Raw genomic sequence first — 15,306 nt, 5'->3', positions numbered from 1 at the left:
TTTGCCGAGGAGGCAACCATGCATGCTGCGCCGTCCCGGCGTGACTACAGCCTGATCGGCCGCGACGCCAGGCTGGCCGTCGAGACCGGCCTGTCGGCGGCCGAATGGTATCACACCGACATTCCCCGCAAGCAGATGAAGGAGCTGATGCAGCGCTCCGACGCGCCCGCGATCCGCGACACGGCGATCTGGATCGCCGCGCTCATCGTCAGCGGCGCCGGGGGTGCCTGGTTCTGGGGCACCTGGTGGTGCGTGCCGTTCTTCTTCGCCTATGGCGTGCTCTACGGTTCGTCCACGGATTCCCGCTGGCACGAATGCGGCCACGGCACGGCCTTCCGCACGCAGTGGATGAATGATGTGGTCTATCAGGTCGCCTGCTTCATGATCATGCGCAACCCGGTGACCTGGCGCTGGAGCCACACGCGCCATCACACCGACACCATCATCGTCGGCCGCGACCCGGAAATCTCGGTCATGCGGCCGCCCGACCTGGTGCGCGCCATCCTCGGCTTTGTCGGCGTGCTCGACGCCTGGCATGCGATGTCAGACATGCTGCGCAACGCCGCCGGCAACATCAGCGCGGCAGAGAAGACTTTTATTCCCGAGCAGGAACAGCCGAAGGCGATCCGCATCGCCCGCATCTGGACCGCGATCTATGCCGCAACCATCGCGCTGGCGCTCTATACCGGCTCGTTCCTGCCCTTGATGCTGGTCGGTCTGCCCAGGCTCTATGGCGCCTGGCACCACGTCATGGTCGGCCTGCTGCAGCATGGCGGCCTTGCCGACAACGTCACCGACCATCGGCTGAACAGCCGCACCGTCTACATGAACCCGGTCAGCCGTTTCATCTATTGGAACATGAACTACCACGTCGAGCATCATATGTTCCCGATGGTGCCTTACCATGCGCTGCCGAAGCTGCATGAACTGATCAAGCACGATTTGCCGGCGCCGACGCCGTCGATCCTGGCCGGCTATCGCGAGATGCTGCCTGTCTTCTGGCGCCAGTTGCGCAACGAGGATTATTTCCTCAAACGCGAGCTGCCGCCGACGGCCAGGCCGTACCGCGAAGATCTGCACAACGACAATGCTGCCTTCAACGCCGCGGCGGAGTGACATCCGCCCGTGAGGGGCCATCGGGAAATTTTGCGGGAGAAATGTATGAGCGACTGGGTCGAGGCCTGTGCCGTGGGAGACATCGACGAGGAAGATGTGATGCGGTTCGATCACGGCGGCCGCAGCTACGCCATCTATCGCAGCCCCGATGACGAGTATTTCGCCACCGACGGCCTGTGTACGCACGAAAAGGTGCATCTCGCCGACGGCCTTGTCATGGACGACATCATCGAATGTCCCAAGCACAATGGCCGCTTCAACTACAAGACAGGCCAGGCCAAAGGCGCGCCTGCCTGCGTCAATCTCAGGACCTATTCGGTCAAGGTCGACGCCGGCAGCATCCTCGTTCAGATCGGATGACCGGCATGACGCGGGGAATGGTTGTCATCGGCGCTGGCGAATGCGGCGGCCGGGCAGCGCTTGCATTGCGGGATCTCGGCTATGAGGGACCGGTGACGCTGGTCGGCGACGAGCCGCATCTGCCCTATGAACGGCCGCCTCTGTCCAAGGACGCAATGGCCGGCGGCGCGCCCGAGATCAGGGCGATCGCAAGCGATGAAATCCTCGCCGAAAAGTCGATCCGGCATATCCATTCCGTTCAGGCTTCAGCGATCGATCGCGCCACGCATACTGTGCGCCTGTCGGACGGTTCGGTTCTGCCCTACGACAAGCTGCTGCTGGCGACCGGCTCGACGCCCCGCAAACTGTCGATGCCTGGCCTTGATGGGCGCTGCGTCTACCTCCGCACCTTCGCCGATGCGCTGGCCATCCGCGCCCACCTCAAGGCGGGTAACCGCATCGCGATCATCGGAGGCGGCTTCATCGGGCTCGAGCTCGCGGCGGCGGCCCGCAAGCTCGGTACTGCGGTCACTGTCATCGAGGCGCAGCCGCGTATCCTGATGCGCGGTGTACCGGCCGAGATCGCCAAGGTCGTCCATGACGCCCACGTCGCCGAAGGTGTCGACATAACATGCGGCGAAGGCATTGCCTCGATCGCCGACGACGGCAGGCAAGTGCGCATCGCGCTTGCCGGCGGCCGCGAAATAGCCGCCGATCTCGCCATCATCGGCATCGGCGCCGTGCCGGTGACGGCGCTTGCCGCCGAAGCAGGACTGGCCATCGACAACGGCATATCGGTCGATGCCGAACTGCGCAGCAGCGACCCCGACATCTTCGCTGCCGGCGACTGCTGCTCGTTCCCGCTTGCCGTCTATGGCGGCCGCCGCGTGCGGCTGGAGGCCTGGCGCAATGCGCAGGAGCAGGGCGCGCTGGCGGCAAGAAACATGCTGGGCGCCGCAGAGGCACATGCGGCGGTGCCGTGGTTCTGGTCGGATCAGTATGGCCTGTCCCTGCAGATCGCGGGGCTCTCCGACGAAGGCCGCAGCACGGTGCGCCGCGATCTCGGCGAGGGCGCCTTCATCCTCTTTCACCTTGCCGAGGACGGCAGGCTGGTGGCCGCCAGCGGCATCGGCCCCGGCAATGCCGTCGCCCGCGACATCAGGCTGGCGGAGATGCTGATCGGCAAACGGGCGAGGCCGGCGCCGGAAGCGCTCGGTTCGCAGGCGGTGAAATTGAAATCGCTGCTGGCGGCGTAGGACGCAACGGCAACTGTCAGGGTCTGCGGCGCAGGCGTTGGCAAATCAACGTCAACGCGCCGGATCCGCCCTAAAACAGCGCCTTCAGCTCCGGCAGTTTGTCATTGACCAGCCAGCCGTAATAATTCTCTTCCGGCAGCTTCACAGGCTCGCCGGCGGCGCTGCGCTTGTCGTTCTCCGCCTTCAGCGCATAGGCGCGTTGCTCGGGATTGCCGACATTGTAGAGCGTGGCGGTGAGGCCCGGATTGCCCGAAATGTCGAAGCCGGCGATGCTCTTATAGGCGTCGATCGATTTCCGGATCGTCGCGGCAACGTAGGGCAGCGTGAGGTCGGGATCCATGATGGTCTTGTAGACCGCATTGGGATCGCCGACGTCGAGCTTCGGCAGGCCGGAAACCTTGTGCACGAGATCGCTCATCTGGAGCGCGGTCAGCGGATTGAGCTGGCCGAGACCAAAGGTCTGGCCGGCATAGTAGGGCTGGAAGAAAGTGGCGCCGAAGCGGTCGTTGGGGAAATCCTCGCCGCCGACGGTCTTGCCGCGAAATGAACGGTTCCACACCTGCTCGCGGCATTCCCACAAATCGTAACTGTCGGACATCCCAGTGCATTTCCTGAATTCCGGCCGCTGCACGAAATCCGTGATGTCCTCGCCGTCATAGGCGAAGGACAGCTTGCTGGAGAGATAGGAGATCGCCTTGACGTAGTAGGTCTGCAGCCGGTCGTAGGCGTCGACATTGTAGGTGTGCTCGCCGACGATGGCGCCGACAATGTGCATTGGATCGATACCGTAGACGCTTGCCGCCTTCTTGATCTTGCCGCGCAGGTCGGCGTCGTTCTGCAGCAGCGCATAGACCTTGCGGTACTTCGCCTGGAACGTGGTGTTGGTGGCCTGCGTGCGCCGGCTTGAGGCTCCCGGAATGCTGGGCTGCTCGGCATTGCGGTTCCCCGGCGGCACCATGGTCGCCGCGTCGGCGCCGAACATCGTTGCCGCCAGCGTCAAGCCGAGAATGACCAGGATCAGTTTTTTCATGCGCCCGCCGCCTAGAGAATTGCCGCGCAAACTAGGTAAAGCTCTTGGTCGAGTCGAGAGCGGCCCTGCGCTCGGCAGAACGAAAGGTGGCCGAATGATACCATCCGGCCACACATGATCCATTCGCCCGACAGGCGCCGGAACGATCCGGCGCGCGCCTGCTCAAAGAATGAAGCGCGACAGATCGGTGTTCCTCGACAGGTCGCCGACATGTTTCTCCACATAGGCGGCATCGATGGTCACCGCAGTGCCGTTGCGGTCCGGCGCATCGTAGGAGATATCGTCCAGCACGCGCTCCATTACCGTCTGCAACCGCCTTGCGCCGATATTCTCGACGCTGGCGTTGAGATCAACGGCGATGCCGGCGAGCGAATCGATGGCGTCGTCGGTGAAGGTCAGGTCGACGCCTTCGGTCTTCATCAGCGCGATATATTGCTTGATGAGGCTCGCTTCCGTCTCGGTCAGGATGCGGACGAAATCCTCTTTCTCCAGCGCGCGCAATTCGACGCGGATCGGCAGGCGGCCCTGCAGCTCTGGTAACAGGTCGGACGGCTTCGAGACGTGGAACGCACCCGATGCGATGAACAGGATGTGATCCGTCTTCAACGGCCCATATTTGGTCGCCACCGTCGTGCCCTCGACCAGCGGCAGCAGGTCGCGCTGCACGCCCTCACGCGAAGGCCCGCCCGAAATATCCGACCGGGCCGCGATCTTGTCGATCTCGTCGAGGAAGACGATGCCGTCATTTTCCGCAGCGTCCAGCGCCCGGCGCACCACCTCGTCCTGGTCGAGCAGCTTGTCGGACTCGTCGTTGACCAGCAGGTCGTAGGATTCCTTTACCGTCGTCTTGCGCAATTTAGTCTTCTTGCCGCCCATCGCCTTCGACAGCATGTCGTTGATGTTGAGCACGCCGATATTGGCGCCCGGCATGCCGGGAATCTCGAAGCCGGGCATGCCGCCATTGCCGGTATCGGCCACTTCGATCTCGATCTCCTTGTCGTCGAGTTCGCCCTCGCGCAGCTTCTTGCGGAAGGAATCGCGCGTGGCAGGGCTGGCAGTCTTGCCGACCAACGCCTCCAGCACGCGTTCCTCGGCGTTGACATGGGCGCGCGCCTTGACGTCCTCACGCATCTTCTCGCGCACCAGGCCGATGGCGACCTCGACGAGGTCGCGCACGATCTGCTCGACATCGCGGCCGACATAGCCGACCTCGGTAAATTTGGTTGCCTCGACCTTGACGAAGGGCGCGCCGGCCAGCCGCGCCAGGCGGCGCGAGATTTCGGTCTTGCCGACGCCGGTCGGCCCGATCATCAGGATGTTCTTCGGCATCACTTCTTCGCGCATCTGCCCTTCCAGCTGCTGGCGGCGCCAGCGGTTGCGCAAGGCGATGGCCACGGCGCGCTTGGCGTCCTTCTGGCCGATGATGAAACGGTCGAGTTCCGAAACGATTTCGCGGGGAGAAAATGTGCTCATATCACTAAATTCCACTTTGCCACTGCTTGATGGCCTCGAACGGATGCAGCAGCATGATCACGTTGAGTGTCAGATTGTCCCGGATAAGATAGCCCGTACCCAGTTCGAAGAGGATGGCGAGACTGACGATCACCCATATAGGTAGCCTTCGCGCCATCACAAATCCCAGCACCATGGCCAGTGTGTCGGACACCGAATTGATGATGCTGTCGCCGTAATAGTCGAGCGAGATGGTGCCGGCGCGGTAGCGCTCGATGATGAACGGGCTGTTCTCGATCAACTCCCAGCCGCCCTCGATGAAGACGGCGAAAGCCAGCCTCAAGCCGACCGGCGAGCGCGGAAACAGGAACCTGGCCAGCGCATAGAACAGGAAGCCGTGGATGATGTGCGAGAATGTGTACCAGTCCGATATATGCTGGGAATTCTCGGAACTGTTCACCACGCCGTGCCAGAGTTTGACATAGCCACAAGTACAGATCGGCGGGTGCCCCATGCCGTAGAGGGCTCCGGCCTGGAAGATGAGCAGGCCAAGGACGAGCAGCAGTCCCATGCGCCAGCTGTCTTCATAGGCCGAGACCAGCCTGTCCTGACCCGATGCGTCCATGCCCCATTACCTCTCTTGCGCGTCGCCATGCGTGTCGGTTGCGTCGACAGCCATCAGCACGACATCGCCATATCTGGACTGCCGGCGATCGATTGCCCGAAATCCCGCCTTTTCATAGGCGCGGATGGCGCGGCCATTGGATGGGTCGGGATCGATGATGACGCGCGGCACGCCCTCCTCGAACAACTGCTCGACGAACTGGCGCACGATCGCCGAGCCATGGCCGATGCCGACCAGCTCCGGCCGGCCGATCGACAGGTCGATGCCGAGCGTCCCGAATGGCTGGTCGGCATAGGGATGGTCGTCCTCCAGATGCGGATCGTAGCTCTGCAGATAGGCGATCGGCTTGCCGTCGAGTTCAACGATCAGCGGCTCGACCGAAATCGAGTCGATATGATCGCGAATCTCGGCGATTTCCGTCTCCGGGTCGTCCCACCACTCAGCGACATGCGGTTCGGCGAGCCAGCCGGCGATCATCGGCAGGTCTTTCGTGGTCACCGGCCGAAAATCATAGCTATCGTCTTGTTTGGCCATGATCTCTTACGCGGTTCTTCGGATCAGGATCATGGTCGCCGGCCGGTCAGCCGGCATCGAGCGTTTCGACGACGAAATTGTTGTTGGTGTAGACGCAGATGTCGGAGGCGATCTGCATCGCCTTTCGCGCGATCTCCTCGGCGTCCTTGTCTGTGTCCATCAGGGCGCGGGCCGCAGCCAGCGCATAGTTGCCGCCTGAACCGATGGCCATGACGCCATGCTCGGGCTCGAGCACGTCGCCGGTGCCGGTCAGCGCCAGCGAGACCGACTTGTCGGCCACCAGCATCATCGCTTCCAGCCGGCGCAGATAGCGGTCGGTGCGCCAGTCCTTGGCGAGTTCGACGCAGGCGCGCGTCAACTGGTCGGGATATTGTTCGAGCTTGGCTTCGAGCCGCTCCAGAAGCGTGAAGGCGTCGGCGGTCGCGCCGGCGAAACCGGCGATCACGTTGCCGCCCTTGCCGATGCGGCGCACTTTCCTGGCGTTGCCCTTCATGATGGTCTGGCCAAGGCTGACCTGGCCGTCGCCGGCGATCACCACCTTGTTGCCCTTGCGCACCGTCACGATGGTCGTGGCGTGCATGGTCAGTTCATTGGACATTTGCTGCTCCGATTCGCGTCATCCCTAAAAGGCGATTGGCGCGGTACGAGTGACTTTGATCGACCCATATGTATGCATGGGGGCGGTGATTGCAAACGCTCGATACCGGCCTGGATGGCAACTGGCAATCGCCGGATCATGCTGCTAGAAGGCTTTCGTTTTCAAACAGGCGAACGCCTGAAGCGCTTAAACTCACGGACAAGGACAAGCCCATGCTGCCCCGTTCCGCCGAAATCAGCCGCGAGACCAGGGAAACCGACATTGCCGTGTCGGTCCATGTCGACGGCTCCGGCAAATCGGACATCGTGACCGGCGTCGGCTTCTTCGATCATATGCTCGACCAGCTTTCGCGCCATTCGCTGATCGACATGACCGTTCGGGCCGAGGGCGACCTGCACATAGACGACCACCACACGGTCGAGGACACCGGCATCGCGCTTGGGCAGGCGCTGGCCAAGGCGCTGGGCGAGCGGCGCGGCATCATGCGCTATGCCTCGATCGATCTTGCCATGGACGAGACGCTGACGCGCGCGGCGATCGATGTCTCCGGCCGTCCATTTCTGGTGTGGAACGTTTCGTTTTCCTCGCCCAAGATCGGCACCTTCGACACCGAACTCGTGCGCGAGTTCTTCCAGGCGCTGGCACAAAACGCCGGCATCACGCTGCATGTCACCAATCACTATGGCGCCAACAACCACCACATCGCCGAAACCTGTTTCAAGGCGGTGGCGCGTGCGCTGCGGGCGGCGCTGGAACGCGATCCGCGCCAGCCGGACGCTGTTCCCTCCACCAAGGGATCTTTGAAGGGATAGCGTCATGGCCAGCTATGTCGTGATGGAACCGCCCGGCTTTGGCGAAAAGGCCGATGCGACGGCCCTTGTCCGCGACGGCTTCACCTGGCTCGGCCTGCTGGTGCCGCCGCTGTGGTTCGCCTGGCATCGGCTGTGGATCGAAGCGGCACTCACCTTCATTGTCATGGCGGTGCTTTCGGTGCTTGGCGAAAAGCTCGGTCTTGGGTGGGCCGGCTCGCTGCTGTCCCTGCTGGTCTCGCTCTATGTCGGCCTGGAAGGGCAGGCGCTGCGCATAGCGGCGCTCCGCCGCCGCGGCTGGCGCGAATGGGGGGTGGTCGAAGCCGGTTGGCTCGATGATGCCGATGCGCGCTTTGCCCTGGAGGCCGAGCGGCATGCGGATGAAGCCGAGCCCGCGCCGCGCCTGGTGCCGGACGCCGCCCTGGCGCGCCCGGCGCAGCCGGGCATGGCGCTTGGGCTGACCCACATTCCGGGAAGACGCTGACATGCGCGTTGCGATCATCGATTACGGCTCGGGCAATTTGCGCTCGGCCACCAAGGCCTTCGAGCGCGCGGCGCGCGAGGCGGGCATCGCCGCCGGCATCGACCTGACGGCCGACGCCGAGCGGGTGCGCACGGCCGACCGTGTCGTGCTGCCTGGCGTCGGTGCCTATGCCGATTGCGCGGCCGGCCTGCGTGCCGTCCCCGGCATGTGGGAAGCTGTCGAGGAAGTCGCCATCGCCAAGGGACGTCCGTTCCTCGGCATCTGCGTTGGCATGCAGCTGATGTCTCAGCGCGGTCTCGAAAAGACAATCACCGATGGCTTTGGCTGGATATCAGGTGACGTGAAGGAGATCACGCCGGCCGATCCCGCACTGAAGATCCCGCAGATCGGCTGGAACACGATCGAACTGATGCGCAAGCATCCGCTGTTCTCCGGCGTTCCAACCGGGGCAACCGGCCTGCACGCCTATTTCGTCCATTCCTATCATCTCGATGCGCGCAAGCCCGACGAGGTACTGGCGGTCGCCGACTATGGCGGCCCGGTAACGGCGGCCGTCGCCCGCGACAATCTCGTCGGCACGCAGTTCCACCCAGAGAAGAGCCAGGCGCTGGGCCTCGCCCTGATCACCAATTTCCTGCGCTGGAGGCCTTGAGGAGCCATGAGCAAGAAGGGCTATTGGATGGCGATGATCGATGTTCGCGATCCCGATCTGTACAAGCGGTATATCGAGGCGAATGCCGTTGCCTTCGCCAAGTACGGCGCGAAATTCGTCGTGCGGGCCGGGCGCCACGAGAGCCCTGAAGGGCCGACTGGCAACCGCCATGTCCTGGTCGAGTTCGAATCCTACGCCAAGGCGTTGGAATGCTATCATTCGCCGGAATATCAGCAGGCCTCGAAATACCGGCTTGCCGCCTCATCAGGCCATTTCGTTATTGTCGAAGGCGCCTGAGAGAATGATCCTGTTTCCCGCCATCGACCTCAAGGACGGCCAGTGCGTGCGCCTCAAGCACGGCGACATGGCGACCGCGACCATCTACAACGAAGACCCGGCCGCCCAGGCAAAGGCATTTGAAGAGCAGGGCTTCGAATGGCTGCATGTCGTCGACCTCAACGGCGCCTTCCAGGGTCAGAGCGTCAACAGCGCCGCCGTCGGCGCCATCCTCAAGGCGACGAAGAACCCGGTGCAGCTCGGCGGCGGTATCCGCACGCTCGAACAGATCGAGGACTGGCTCGACCGTGGGCTTGCCCGTGTCATCCTGGGCACCGTGGCCGTGCGCGACCCCGACCTGGTCAGGCAGGCTTGCAAGGCCTTTCCGGGCCAGATCGCCGTCGGCATCGACGCCAAGGGCGGCAAGGTAGCGGTCGAGGGCTGGGCCGAGGCGTCGAGCCTCGGCGTCGTTGAACTGGCCAGGAAATTCGAAGGCGCCGGCGTCGCCGCCGTCATCTACACCGACATCGACCGCGATGGCGTGCTGACCGGCATCAACTGGGATTCCACGATCAGCCTCGCCGACGCCGTGTCGATCCCCGTCATCGCGTCGGGCGGCCTCGCCTCGATCGCCGATATCGTGCGCATGACCATGCCCGACGCGCAAAAGCTCGAAGGGGCGATCTCGGGCCGTGCGCTTTACGACGGCCGTATCGATCCGGCCGAAGCATTGGCGATCCTGAAAGGCGCGCCCCCGGTGGAGATGCGATCTTGAAAGTCTCGATAATCCTGGCCTCCTATGACAGCGGCCATTATCATGGCGGCATGGGCCAGGGGCCGGACGCGCTGATTGCGGGCGGATTGGTCGAAGCCCTGACCATGGCCGGCCACGATGTCGCGGTCGAGGACATCGGCAAGGTCGGCGATGCCCAGGAGCGTGAGATCGCCACCGGTTTCGCTGTCTGCAATGCCGTTTCGGGCGAGGTCCGCATCGCCCGCGACAGGGGACGCTTTCCCATCGTGCTGGCCGGAAACTGCCTGACATCAGCCGGTGCGGTCGCCGGCGAAGGCGCCGACGCGATGATCTGGGCCGACCAGCACGGCGATCTCAACACACCCGACACATCCATATACGGGTTTCTCGACGGCATGGCGCTGGCCACCGTTCTAGGCCTGTGCTGGCGCCCGATGGCGGCGGCCGTCCCCGGTTTCAAGCCTGTCGATCCGTCGCGCTGCGTGCTGATCAACGCGCGCGATCTCGATCCGGCCGAAAAACAGCTGCTCGACACATTGCCGGTGATCCGCACGGAATGTCCCGGAGCGGCAGAGGCGACCGAGAAACTGAAGGCCGCGGGCGCTCAACGGGCGCACATGCATCTTGATCTTGATGTGCACGATCCCGAGGCGCTGCAAGCCAACCGCTATGTCACGCCGGGCGGCCCTGGCCCGGAACAGTTGCGCCAGGCGGTCTGCGCCATGGCGCTCTCCGTTCCCATATCGGGCATCACCATTTCCGCTTACGATCCGGCCTTCGATGCGCAGGCCAATGTGCCGCCGCTCGTCGGCGAATTGCTGAACGATCTCCTGACCACGATCGAGGGCCGTTGACATGCTGAAGGCTCGCGTCATCCCCTGTCTCGACGTCAAGGGCGGCCGCGTCGTCAAGGGGGTCAACTTCGTCGATCTCGTCGATGCCGGCGATCCGGTGGAGGCCGCCAAGGCCTATGACGCGGCTGGCGCCGACGAACTTTGCTTCCTCGACATCACCGCGTCATCGGACAATCGAGAGACCATCTTCGATGTCATCGCCCGCACCGCCGAGCAATGTTTCATGCCGCTCACCGTCGGCGGCGGCGTGCGCCAGGTCGCCGACATCAGGAAGTTGCTCCTGGCCGGCGCCGACAAGGTGTCGATCAACACGGCAGCGGTCAAGAACCCGGATTTCGTTGCCGAGGCCGCCGACAAGTTCGGCAACCAGTGCATCGTCGTCGCCATCGACGCCAAGAAAGTGTCGGGCGCCGGCGAGGCCGACCGTTGGGAGATCTTCACCCATGGCGGACGGGAAAAAACCGGCATGGATGCGATCGAATTCGCCCGGAAAATGGTCGATCGCGGTGCCGGCGAGATCCTGTTGACCTCGATGGACCGCGACGGCACCAAGGCCGGTTACGACATCGCGCTGACCCGCGCGGTGTCGGACGCGGTGCGCGCCCCGGTGATCGCGTCGGGCGGCGTCGGCACGCTCGACCATATGGTCGAAGGCATTCGCGACGGTCATGCAGGTGCCGTGCTGGCGGCCTCCATCTTCCATTTCGGCACCTATACGATCGCCGAGGCCAAGGCCCATATGGCGCAAGCCGGCCTGCCGATGCGGCTGGACTCCTCGGGCGATCGGCCCTAGAGGCTTGCGGCTAAGAAACAGGGCCAAGGCGCCATGACTGAGTTTTCACTCTCCGACCTGGAGACAATCATCAGCGAACGCGCCCATTCCGGCGATCCGGACTCTTGGACCGCCAAGCTTTACGCGCGCGGCATTGAGAAGGCGGCGCAGAAGCTCGGCGAAGAGGCGGTCGAGACGGTGATTGCCGCGGTCAAGGGCGACAAACGGGCCCTCGTTTCGGAAAGTGCCGATCTTATATATCATTGGCTCGTCGTTCTCGGCATTTCGGGTGTGCCGTTGGGCGACGTGCTCAGGGAGCTCGAAAGCCGCACCGGGCGTTCGGGCATCGCCGAGAAGGCGTCACGGTCCAAGCGCTGACCGCGAGGAGGGCAGGAATCTCGATGGATCAGCTCGCACCGACCGAGAAATATTCCCCCTTTCGCTTCTTCTCGGCCGAGCAATGGTCGCAATTCCGCGCCGACACGCCGCTGACGCTGAGCGAGGATGAATTCCGCCGCCTGCGGTCGCTCAACGATCCGATCGATCTCGAAGAGGTCAAGCGCATCTATCTGTCGCTGTCGCGGCTTCTGTCGGCGCATGTCGAGGCCAGCCAGTTGCTGTTCCGGCAGCGCCAGGCATTCTTCAACGCCTCGGACGTGGTCAAGACGCCCTTCATCATCGGCATCGCCGGTTCGGTCGCGGTCGGCAAATCGACCACGGCGCGCGTGCTGAAGGAACTGCTCGCGCGCTGGCCGTCCAGCCCCAAGGTCGATCTCATCACCACCGATGGTTTCCTGCTGCCCAACGAGGTGCTGCGCCGCGAAAACCTGATGGAGCGCAAGGGCTTTCCCGACAGCTACGACGTCGGCGCGCTGCTACGCTTCCTCTCCGGCATCAAGTCGGCGCTGCCCGATATCCGCGCCCCGGTCTATTCGCACCTCACCTATGACGTCATTCCCGGCGAGTTCGTCACCATCGACCGGCCCGACATCCTGATCTTCGAGGGCATCAATGTGCTCCAGCCCGGCAAGCTGCCGCAGGACGGCAAGATCGTACCTTTCCTGTCCGACTTCTTCGACTTCGCCATCTACATCGATGCCGACGAGAAGCTGATCCACGAATGGTACATTTCGCGCTTCATGCGGCTGCGCGAGACCGCTTTTCGCAATCCGGAATCGTTCTTCCATCGCTATTCGCAGTTGTCGGAGGATTCGGCGCGGGCGATTGCCGAAGGCCTGTGGACCAACATCAACTTGAAGAACCTGCGCGAGAACATCCTGCCAACACGGGCCCGCGCCGACTTGATCCTGCGCAAAGGCGCCGACCACCTGGTCGAGGAAGTGGCGCTGCGCAAGCTTTAGCGGCGCGATTAACGGCACTTTAGGCTATCCGGGCTAGTTTTCGGTGCAATCTTAGTGGGATCGCAAGCAGCTATGCCTTCGTCCCCGTTTCGATCATGGCCTTTATTCTTTTGCGAAGGCTTGTCCTTGTAGAGGCAGTCGTATGAGCTTGTCGGGCGCAAGAACGTTCGATGCGATAATCGCATCTCACTACCGCATCGGCAGTTTGCGGCAATTCTTGCTCGTTGGACTGGTCGTCGTGATCTCCTTTTTCATGCCTTGGACAGCGGGCGGCAACACCGATGTGAGTTGGATAATCATTATCTGCGAGAAGATTTTTTCTGGTCAGAAACTCTATGTCGACATTCTGGAAACCAACCCGCCTTTTTCGGTCGCTCTGTATATCGGACCAGTGTGGTTGTCCCACAGGTTGGGAATTTCGCCGGAATTGGCGATCGAATATTTCATCTATCTCATCTTTGTCATTTCGATTTTGTTGTCGGCCCTTGTGATCGAGAAAGGCAGGATCTTTGTCGATCTCAGAACCCAGTGGGTCTATCCCATGCTCGCGGTTCTGCTTCTGATCATGCCAGGGAATATTTTCGGACAACGCGAGCATATCGGTATGATGCTGTTCATGCCGATGCTGTTCCTGATGATGTGGCGTTCCAACGACAGTCCAGGCCAGCATATACCCTTCGCGCTTGCGTTCGCCGTCGGGCTGGCGGCAAGCGTGCTGCTGCTCGTCAAGCCGCACTGGGCACTTGGCATCGCGCTGCCTTATCTTGTCATCGCTTGGCGAAAGCGGTCGCTGATGGCCTGCTTGACCGTCGAAAACATCGTCATAGGCGCGATTTGCACGACGTATCTCGCCAGCGTGCGAATATGGTTCCCGGAGTTTCTTGATACGTTCTTGCCTTTGCTGATGCGCTATTATGTCAGTCTACGAGCCAACATAAATATTCTGGTAGCGCTGCCAACCTTTGTGGTGTTTGTCGTTTTCATAGCTTTCCAGATGCGGAAATCCGTCTGGCGAAGTGATGTGACAATTGCGGTTGCAAGTGGCGCAGGCTTCTTTGTCTCGATGGCATATCTTGGCAAATATTGGCCCAATCACCAGTATCCGTATCAGCTTGCGTTGCTGATCGCGATGCTGTTGGCTGTTGCATCGCGACGGCAAAAAGTGCTCGCGCTTTCAGGAGAAGAAGCGGCCTCGGAGCGCGCCAATGCAAGGCTTCATTCTAGCGCCGCCTTTGCTGTGGTAGTCGCTCTGACGGTAACGCACCACCAGTTTTACCAGGTGCCGGAAAAGAGCCTGGTCGATGCAATCAAGGCCCGATACTCCTCGCCGTCCATTGTTCAGGTCAGTTCGGATCTTTCCGTCGGGAATCCGCTGGCGAGGATGGTCAATGGCCGCTGGCTTTCAGCCTACGCTCATGATTGGGTTGGCGCCCATGCGCTTTGGGGTTTGATGAAAGGCAACTATCACGGCGAAGACGAACGAATAGCGCGGCACGACCTCGACAACTATACGCTCTATGTCAACTCCTTGATCCGCGACAACAAGCCGGACATCATCCTTGTCGATCGCTTGGACAAGAAGAAATCGGTGTTGTCGTTGGCGGCGAATTATCCTCCAATATGGACTGTCTGGATGCGTCAGAACGCTGACTTCCAGGCCTTGATGAGCAATTACGACGAGATCGCGCTAGGAGACTACATCGAGGTCTATGCGCGGCGCAGCAGTGCTCACTAACTCTTCGTCACCCGCCGCAGCGTCAGATTGATCCTGCCGCCATTTTTCAGCAGCGCCGAGGTCGAGGGATAGATGCGGTCGACGCCGTGGAAGCAGAGGCGTCCTTCGCCGCCGAGCACGACCACGTCGCCGCTCTTCAGCCTGAACGACCGGGTCGCCCCCTCGCGCGTCGCCTGGCCGACCCTGAACAGGCAATCGTCGCCCAGGGAGACCGACACGACGGGTGCTGAGAAATCCTCTTCGTCGCGATCCTGGTGCAGGCCCATCTTTGCATCCGGCGCGTAGAAATTGACCAGGCATGCCTGCGGCGGATGCGGGTAGGCCGAGACCTCTCGCCACAGCCGCATCAGCACGTCCGGGATCGGCGGCCACGGCGCCCCCGTCACCGGGTGCGTCGGCTGGTAGCGGTAGCCGCGTTCCTTGTCGGTGACCCAGCCGAGCGGGCCACAATTGGTCATGCGCACGCTCATTTCCTTGCCGGTACGCGGCATGGCCGGCACGAACAGCGGTGCCTGCTGGACGATGCCTCTCACATCCTCCACCAGCGCCTCCTGCACGTCGCGGGACAGATAGGCCGGCATGTGGCGGACGCCCTTGGGCAGAACGAGCATGAGGTGGGTCGCTAGCTCCGTTTCGTCGGTTCAACATTGCCATCTGAA

19 protein-coding genes are annotated in these 15,306 nt (G+C 62.4%); 13 read left to right on the top strand and 6 right to left on the bottom strand.

Translation table 11 applies throughout. The features are described 5' to 3' along the window. Positions 1-18 precede the first annotated feature (18 nt). Genes FJ964_RS11265 through FJ964_RS11255 form a run of 3 tightly spaced genes read left to right on the top strand, consistent with a single transcriptional unit; the run spans position 19 to position 2,711 of the window. Entirely contained in the window at positions 19-1,116 is a 1,098-nt protein-coding gene (locus FJ964_RS11265) for a fatty acid desaturase family protein (protein WP_140550501.1), read from the top strand. A 45-nt stretch (positions 1,117-1,161) separates the two neighbouring features. Continuing rightward, positions 1,162-1,476: a MocE family 2Fe-2S type ferredoxin gene (locus FJ964_RS11260; RefSeq protein ID WP_140550445.1), complete on the top strand. Its 315-nt coding sequence runs from the start codon at positions 1,162-1,164 to the stop codon at positions 1,474-1,476. Beyond that, positions 1,473-2,711, top strand: coding sequence for an FAD-dependent oxidoreductase (locus tag FJ964_RS11255; protein WP_181172430.1), 1,239 nt, complete (start codon positions 1,473-1,475; stop codon positions 2,709-2,711). The genes FJ964_RS11260 and FJ964_RS11255 overlap by 4 nt, the downstream gene beginning before the upstream one ends. A 70-nt stretch (positions 2,712-2,781) precedes the next feature. Here the strand turns inward: FJ964_RS11255 and FJ964_RS11250 are convergent, their stop codons facing one another. From FJ964_RS11250 to hslV, 5 genes are all read right to left on the bottom strand, one after another. Further along, entirely contained in the window at positions 2,782-3,741 is a 960-nt protein-coding gene (locus FJ964_RS11250; RefSeq protein ID WP_140550443.1) for a DUF1402 family protein, read from the bottom strand. A gap of 162 nt (positions 3,742-3,903) precedes the next feature. Next, positions 3,904-5,214: an ATP-dependent protease ATPase subunit HslU gene (gene hslU / locus FJ964_RS11245; protein ID WP_140550442.1), complete on the bottom strand. Its 1,311-nt coding sequence runs from the start codon at positions 5,212-5,214 to the stop codon at positions 3,904-3,906. A 4-nt stretch (positions 5,215-5,218) separates the two neighbouring features. Continuing rightward, positions 5,219-5,818 (bottom strand): DUF2585 domain-containing protein, encoded by a 600-nt coding sequence (locus FJ964_RS11240; protein ID WP_140550441.1) that lies wholly within the window; start codon positions 5,816-5,818, stop codon positions 5,219-5,221. Positions 5,819-5,824: 6 nt separating this feature from the next. Then, complete coding sequence (locus FJ964_RS11235; RefSeq protein WP_140550440.1) at positions 5,825-6,352, bottom strand: GNAT family N-acetyltransferase; 528 nt, start codon at positions 6,350-6,352, stop codon at positions 5,825-5,827. A 46-nt stretch (positions 6,353-6,398) separates the two neighbouring features. Beyond that, the gene (gene hslV / locus FJ964_RS11230; RefSeq protein ID WP_140531019.1) at positions 6,399-6,950 is read right to left on the bottom strand and encodes an ATP-dependent protease subunit HslV; all 552 of its coding nucleotides are present in this window, start codon (positions 6,948-6,950) and stop codon (positions 6,399-6,401) included. Positions 6,951-7,162: 212 nt separating this feature from the next. Here hslV and hisB point away from each other — a divergent pair, with 212 nt between their 5' ends. The 10 genes from hisB to FJ964_RS11180 all read left to right on the top strand — a co-directional run bounded on the left by hisB (position 7,163) and on the right by FJ964_RS11180 (position 14,647). Continuing rightward, a complete protein-coding gene (gene hisB, locus FJ964_RS11225) occupies positions 7,163-7,762 on the top strand; it encodes an imidazoleglycerol-phosphate dehydratase HisB (protein WP_140550439.1) in 600 nt (199 codons plus the stop codon). A 4-nt stretch (positions 7,763-7,766) separates the two neighbouring features. Beyond that, complete coding sequence (locus FJ964_RS11220) at positions 7,767-8,243, top strand: DUF2628 domain-containing protein (protein ID WP_140550438.1); 477 nt, start codon at positions 7,767-7,769, stop codon at positions 8,241-8,243. Position 8,244: 1 nt separating this feature from the next. Continuing rightward, on the top strand, positions 8,245-8,895 hold the full coding sequence (gene hisH, locus FJ964_RS11215; protein WP_140550437.1) for an imidazole glycerol phosphate synthase subunit HisH: 651 nt from the start codon (positions 8,245-8,247) through the stop codon (positions 8,893-8,895). Between the two features lie 6 nt (positions 8,896-8,901). Next, positions 8,902-9,192: a DUF1330 domain-containing protein gene (locus FJ964_RS11210; RefSeq protein ID WP_140550436.1), complete on the top strand. Its 291-nt coding sequence runs from the start codon at positions 8,902-8,904 to the stop codon at positions 9,190-9,192. Between the two features lie 4 nt (positions 9,193-9,196). Further along, complete coding sequence (gene hisA / locus FJ964_RS11205) at positions 9,197-9,946, top strand: 1-(5-phosphoribosyl)-5-[(5-phosphoribosylamino)methylideneamino]imidazole-4-carboxamide isomerase (protein WP_140550435.1); 750 nt, start codon at positions 9,197-9,199, stop codon at positions 9,944-9,946. Continuing rightward, positions 9,943-10,779 carry an arginase family protein gene (locus tag FJ964_RS11200; RefSeq protein WP_140550434.1) on the top strand — a complete coding sequence of 279 codons (837 nt, stop codon included), beginning with the start codon at positions 9,943-9,945 and terminating at the stop codon, positions 10,777-10,779. The genes hisA and FJ964_RS11200 overlap by 4 nt, the downstream gene beginning before the upstream one ends. Before the next feature lies 1 nt (position 10,780). Next, entirely contained in the window at positions 10,781-11,572 is a 792-nt protein-coding gene (gene hisF, locus FJ964_RS11195) for an imidazole glycerol phosphate synthase subunit HisF (protein ID WP_140550433.1), read from the top strand. Between the two features lie 33 nt (positions 11,573-11,605). Continuing rightward, positions 11,606-11,929, top strand: coding sequence for a phosphoribosyl-ATP diphosphatase (locus FJ964_RS11190; protein ID WP_140550432.1), 324 nt, complete (start codon positions 11,606-11,608; stop codon positions 11,927-11,929). 23 nt (positions 11,930-11,952) lie between these two features. Further along, on the top strand, positions 11,953-12,912 hold the full coding sequence (coaA, locus tag FJ964_RS11185; RefSeq protein ID WP_140491197.1) for a type I pantothenate kinase: 960 nt from the start codon (positions 11,953-11,955) through the stop codon (positions 12,910-12,912). A gap of 142 nt (positions 12,913-13,054) precedes the next feature. Continuing rightward, positions 13,055-14,647, top strand: coding sequence for a hypothetical protein (locus tag FJ964_RS11180; RefSeq protein ID WP_140550431.1), 1,593 nt, complete (start codon positions 13,055-13,057; stop codon positions 14,645-14,647). On the opposite strand, the gene FJ964_RS11175 is transcribed toward FJ964_RS11180, so the two are convergent. Then, a complete protein-coding gene (locus FJ964_RS11175; protein ID WP_140550430.1) occupies positions 14,644-15,258 on the bottom strand; it encodes an alpha-ketoglutarate-dependent dioxygenase AlkB in 615 nt (204 codons plus the stop codon). The two genes, FJ964_RS11180 and FJ964_RS11175, sit on opposite strands and share 4 nt — an antisense overlap. Between the last annotated feature and the right edge of the window lie 48 nt (positions 15,259-15,306).

This window comes from Mesorhizobium sp. B2-3-2, assembly GCF_006442295.1.
Classification (GTDB): Bacteria; Pseudomonadota; Alphaproteobacteria; order Rhizobiales; family Rhizobiaceae; genus Mesorhizobium.
Note: the sequence above shows the minus strand (reverse complement) of the source record. Positions and strands in the feature narration are given on the sequence as shown.

Excerpts from the sequence above, each read along its gene's own strand:
- FJ964_RS11265 (WP_140550501.1), top strand. The coding sequence starts at position 19 with ATGCATGCTGCGCCGTCCCGGCGTGACTACAGCCTGATCGGCCGCGAC.
- FJ964_RS11260 (WP_140550445.1), top strand. The coding sequence starts at position 1,162 with ATGAGCGACTGGGTCGAGGCCTGTGCCGTGGGAGACATCGACGAGGAA.
- FJ964_RS11255 (WP_181172430.1), top strand. The coding sequence starts at position 1,473 with ATGACCGGCATGACGCGGGGAATGGTTGTCATCGGCGCTGGCGAATGC.
- FJ964_RS11250 (WP_140550443.1), bottom strand. The coding sequence starts at position 3,741 with ATGAAAAAACTGATCCTGGTCATTCTCGGCTTGACGCTGGCGGCAACG.
- hslU (WP_140550442.1), bottom strand. The coding sequence starts at position 5,214 with ATGAGCACATTTTCTCCCCGCGAAATCGTTTCGGAACTCGACCGTTTC.
- FJ964_RS11240 (WP_140550441.1), bottom strand. The coding sequence starts at position 5,818 with ATGGACGCATCGGGTCAGGACAGGCTGGTCTCGGCCTATGAAGACAGC.
- FJ964_RS11235 (WP_140550440.1), bottom strand. The coding sequence starts at position 6,352 with ATGGCCAAACAAGACGATAGCTATGATTTTCGGCCGGTGACCACGAAA.
- hslV (WP_140531019.1), bottom strand. The coding sequence starts at position 6,950 with ATGTCCAATGAACTGACCATGCACGCCACGACCATCGTGACGGTGCGC.
- hisB (WP_140550439.1), top strand. The coding sequence starts at position 7,163 with ATGCTGCCCCGTTCCGCCGAAATCAGCCGCGAGACCAGGGAAACCGAC.
- FJ964_RS11220 (WP_140550438.1), top strand. The coding sequence starts at position 7,767 with ATGGCCAGCTATGTCGTGATGGAACCGCCCGGCTTTGGCGAAAAGGCC.
- hisH (WP_140550437.1), top strand. The coding sequence starts at position 8,245 with ATGCGCGTTGCGATCATCGATTACGGCTCGGGCAATTTGCGCTCGGCC.
- FJ964_RS11210 (WP_140550436.1), top strand. The coding sequence starts at position 8,902 with ATGAGCAAGAAGGGCTATTGGATGGCGATGATCGATGTTCGCGATCCC.
- hisA (WP_140550435.1), top strand. The coding sequence starts at position 9,197 with ATGATCCTGTTTCCCGCCATCGACCTCAAGGACGGCCAGTGCGTGCGC.
- hisF (WP_140550433.1), top strand. The coding sequence starts at position 10,781 with ATGCTGAAGGCTCGCGTCATCCCCTGTCTCGACGTCAAGGGCGGCCGC.
- FJ964_RS11190 (WP_140550432.1), top strand. The coding sequence starts at position 11,606 with ATGACTGAGTTTTCACTCTCCGACCTGGAGACAATCATCAGCGAACGC.
- coaA (WP_140491197.1), top strand. The coding sequence starts at position 11,953 with ATGGATCAGCTCGCACCGACCGAGAAATATTCCCCCTTTCGCTTCTTC.
- FJ964_RS11180 (WP_140550431.1), top strand. The coding sequence starts at position 13,055 with ATGAGCTTGTCGGGCGCAAGAACGTTCGATGCGATAATCGCATCTCAC.
- FJ964_RS11175 (WP_140550430.1), bottom strand. The coding sequence starts at position 15,258 with ATGCTCGTTCTGCCCAAGGGCGTCCGCCACATGCCGGCCTATCTGTCC.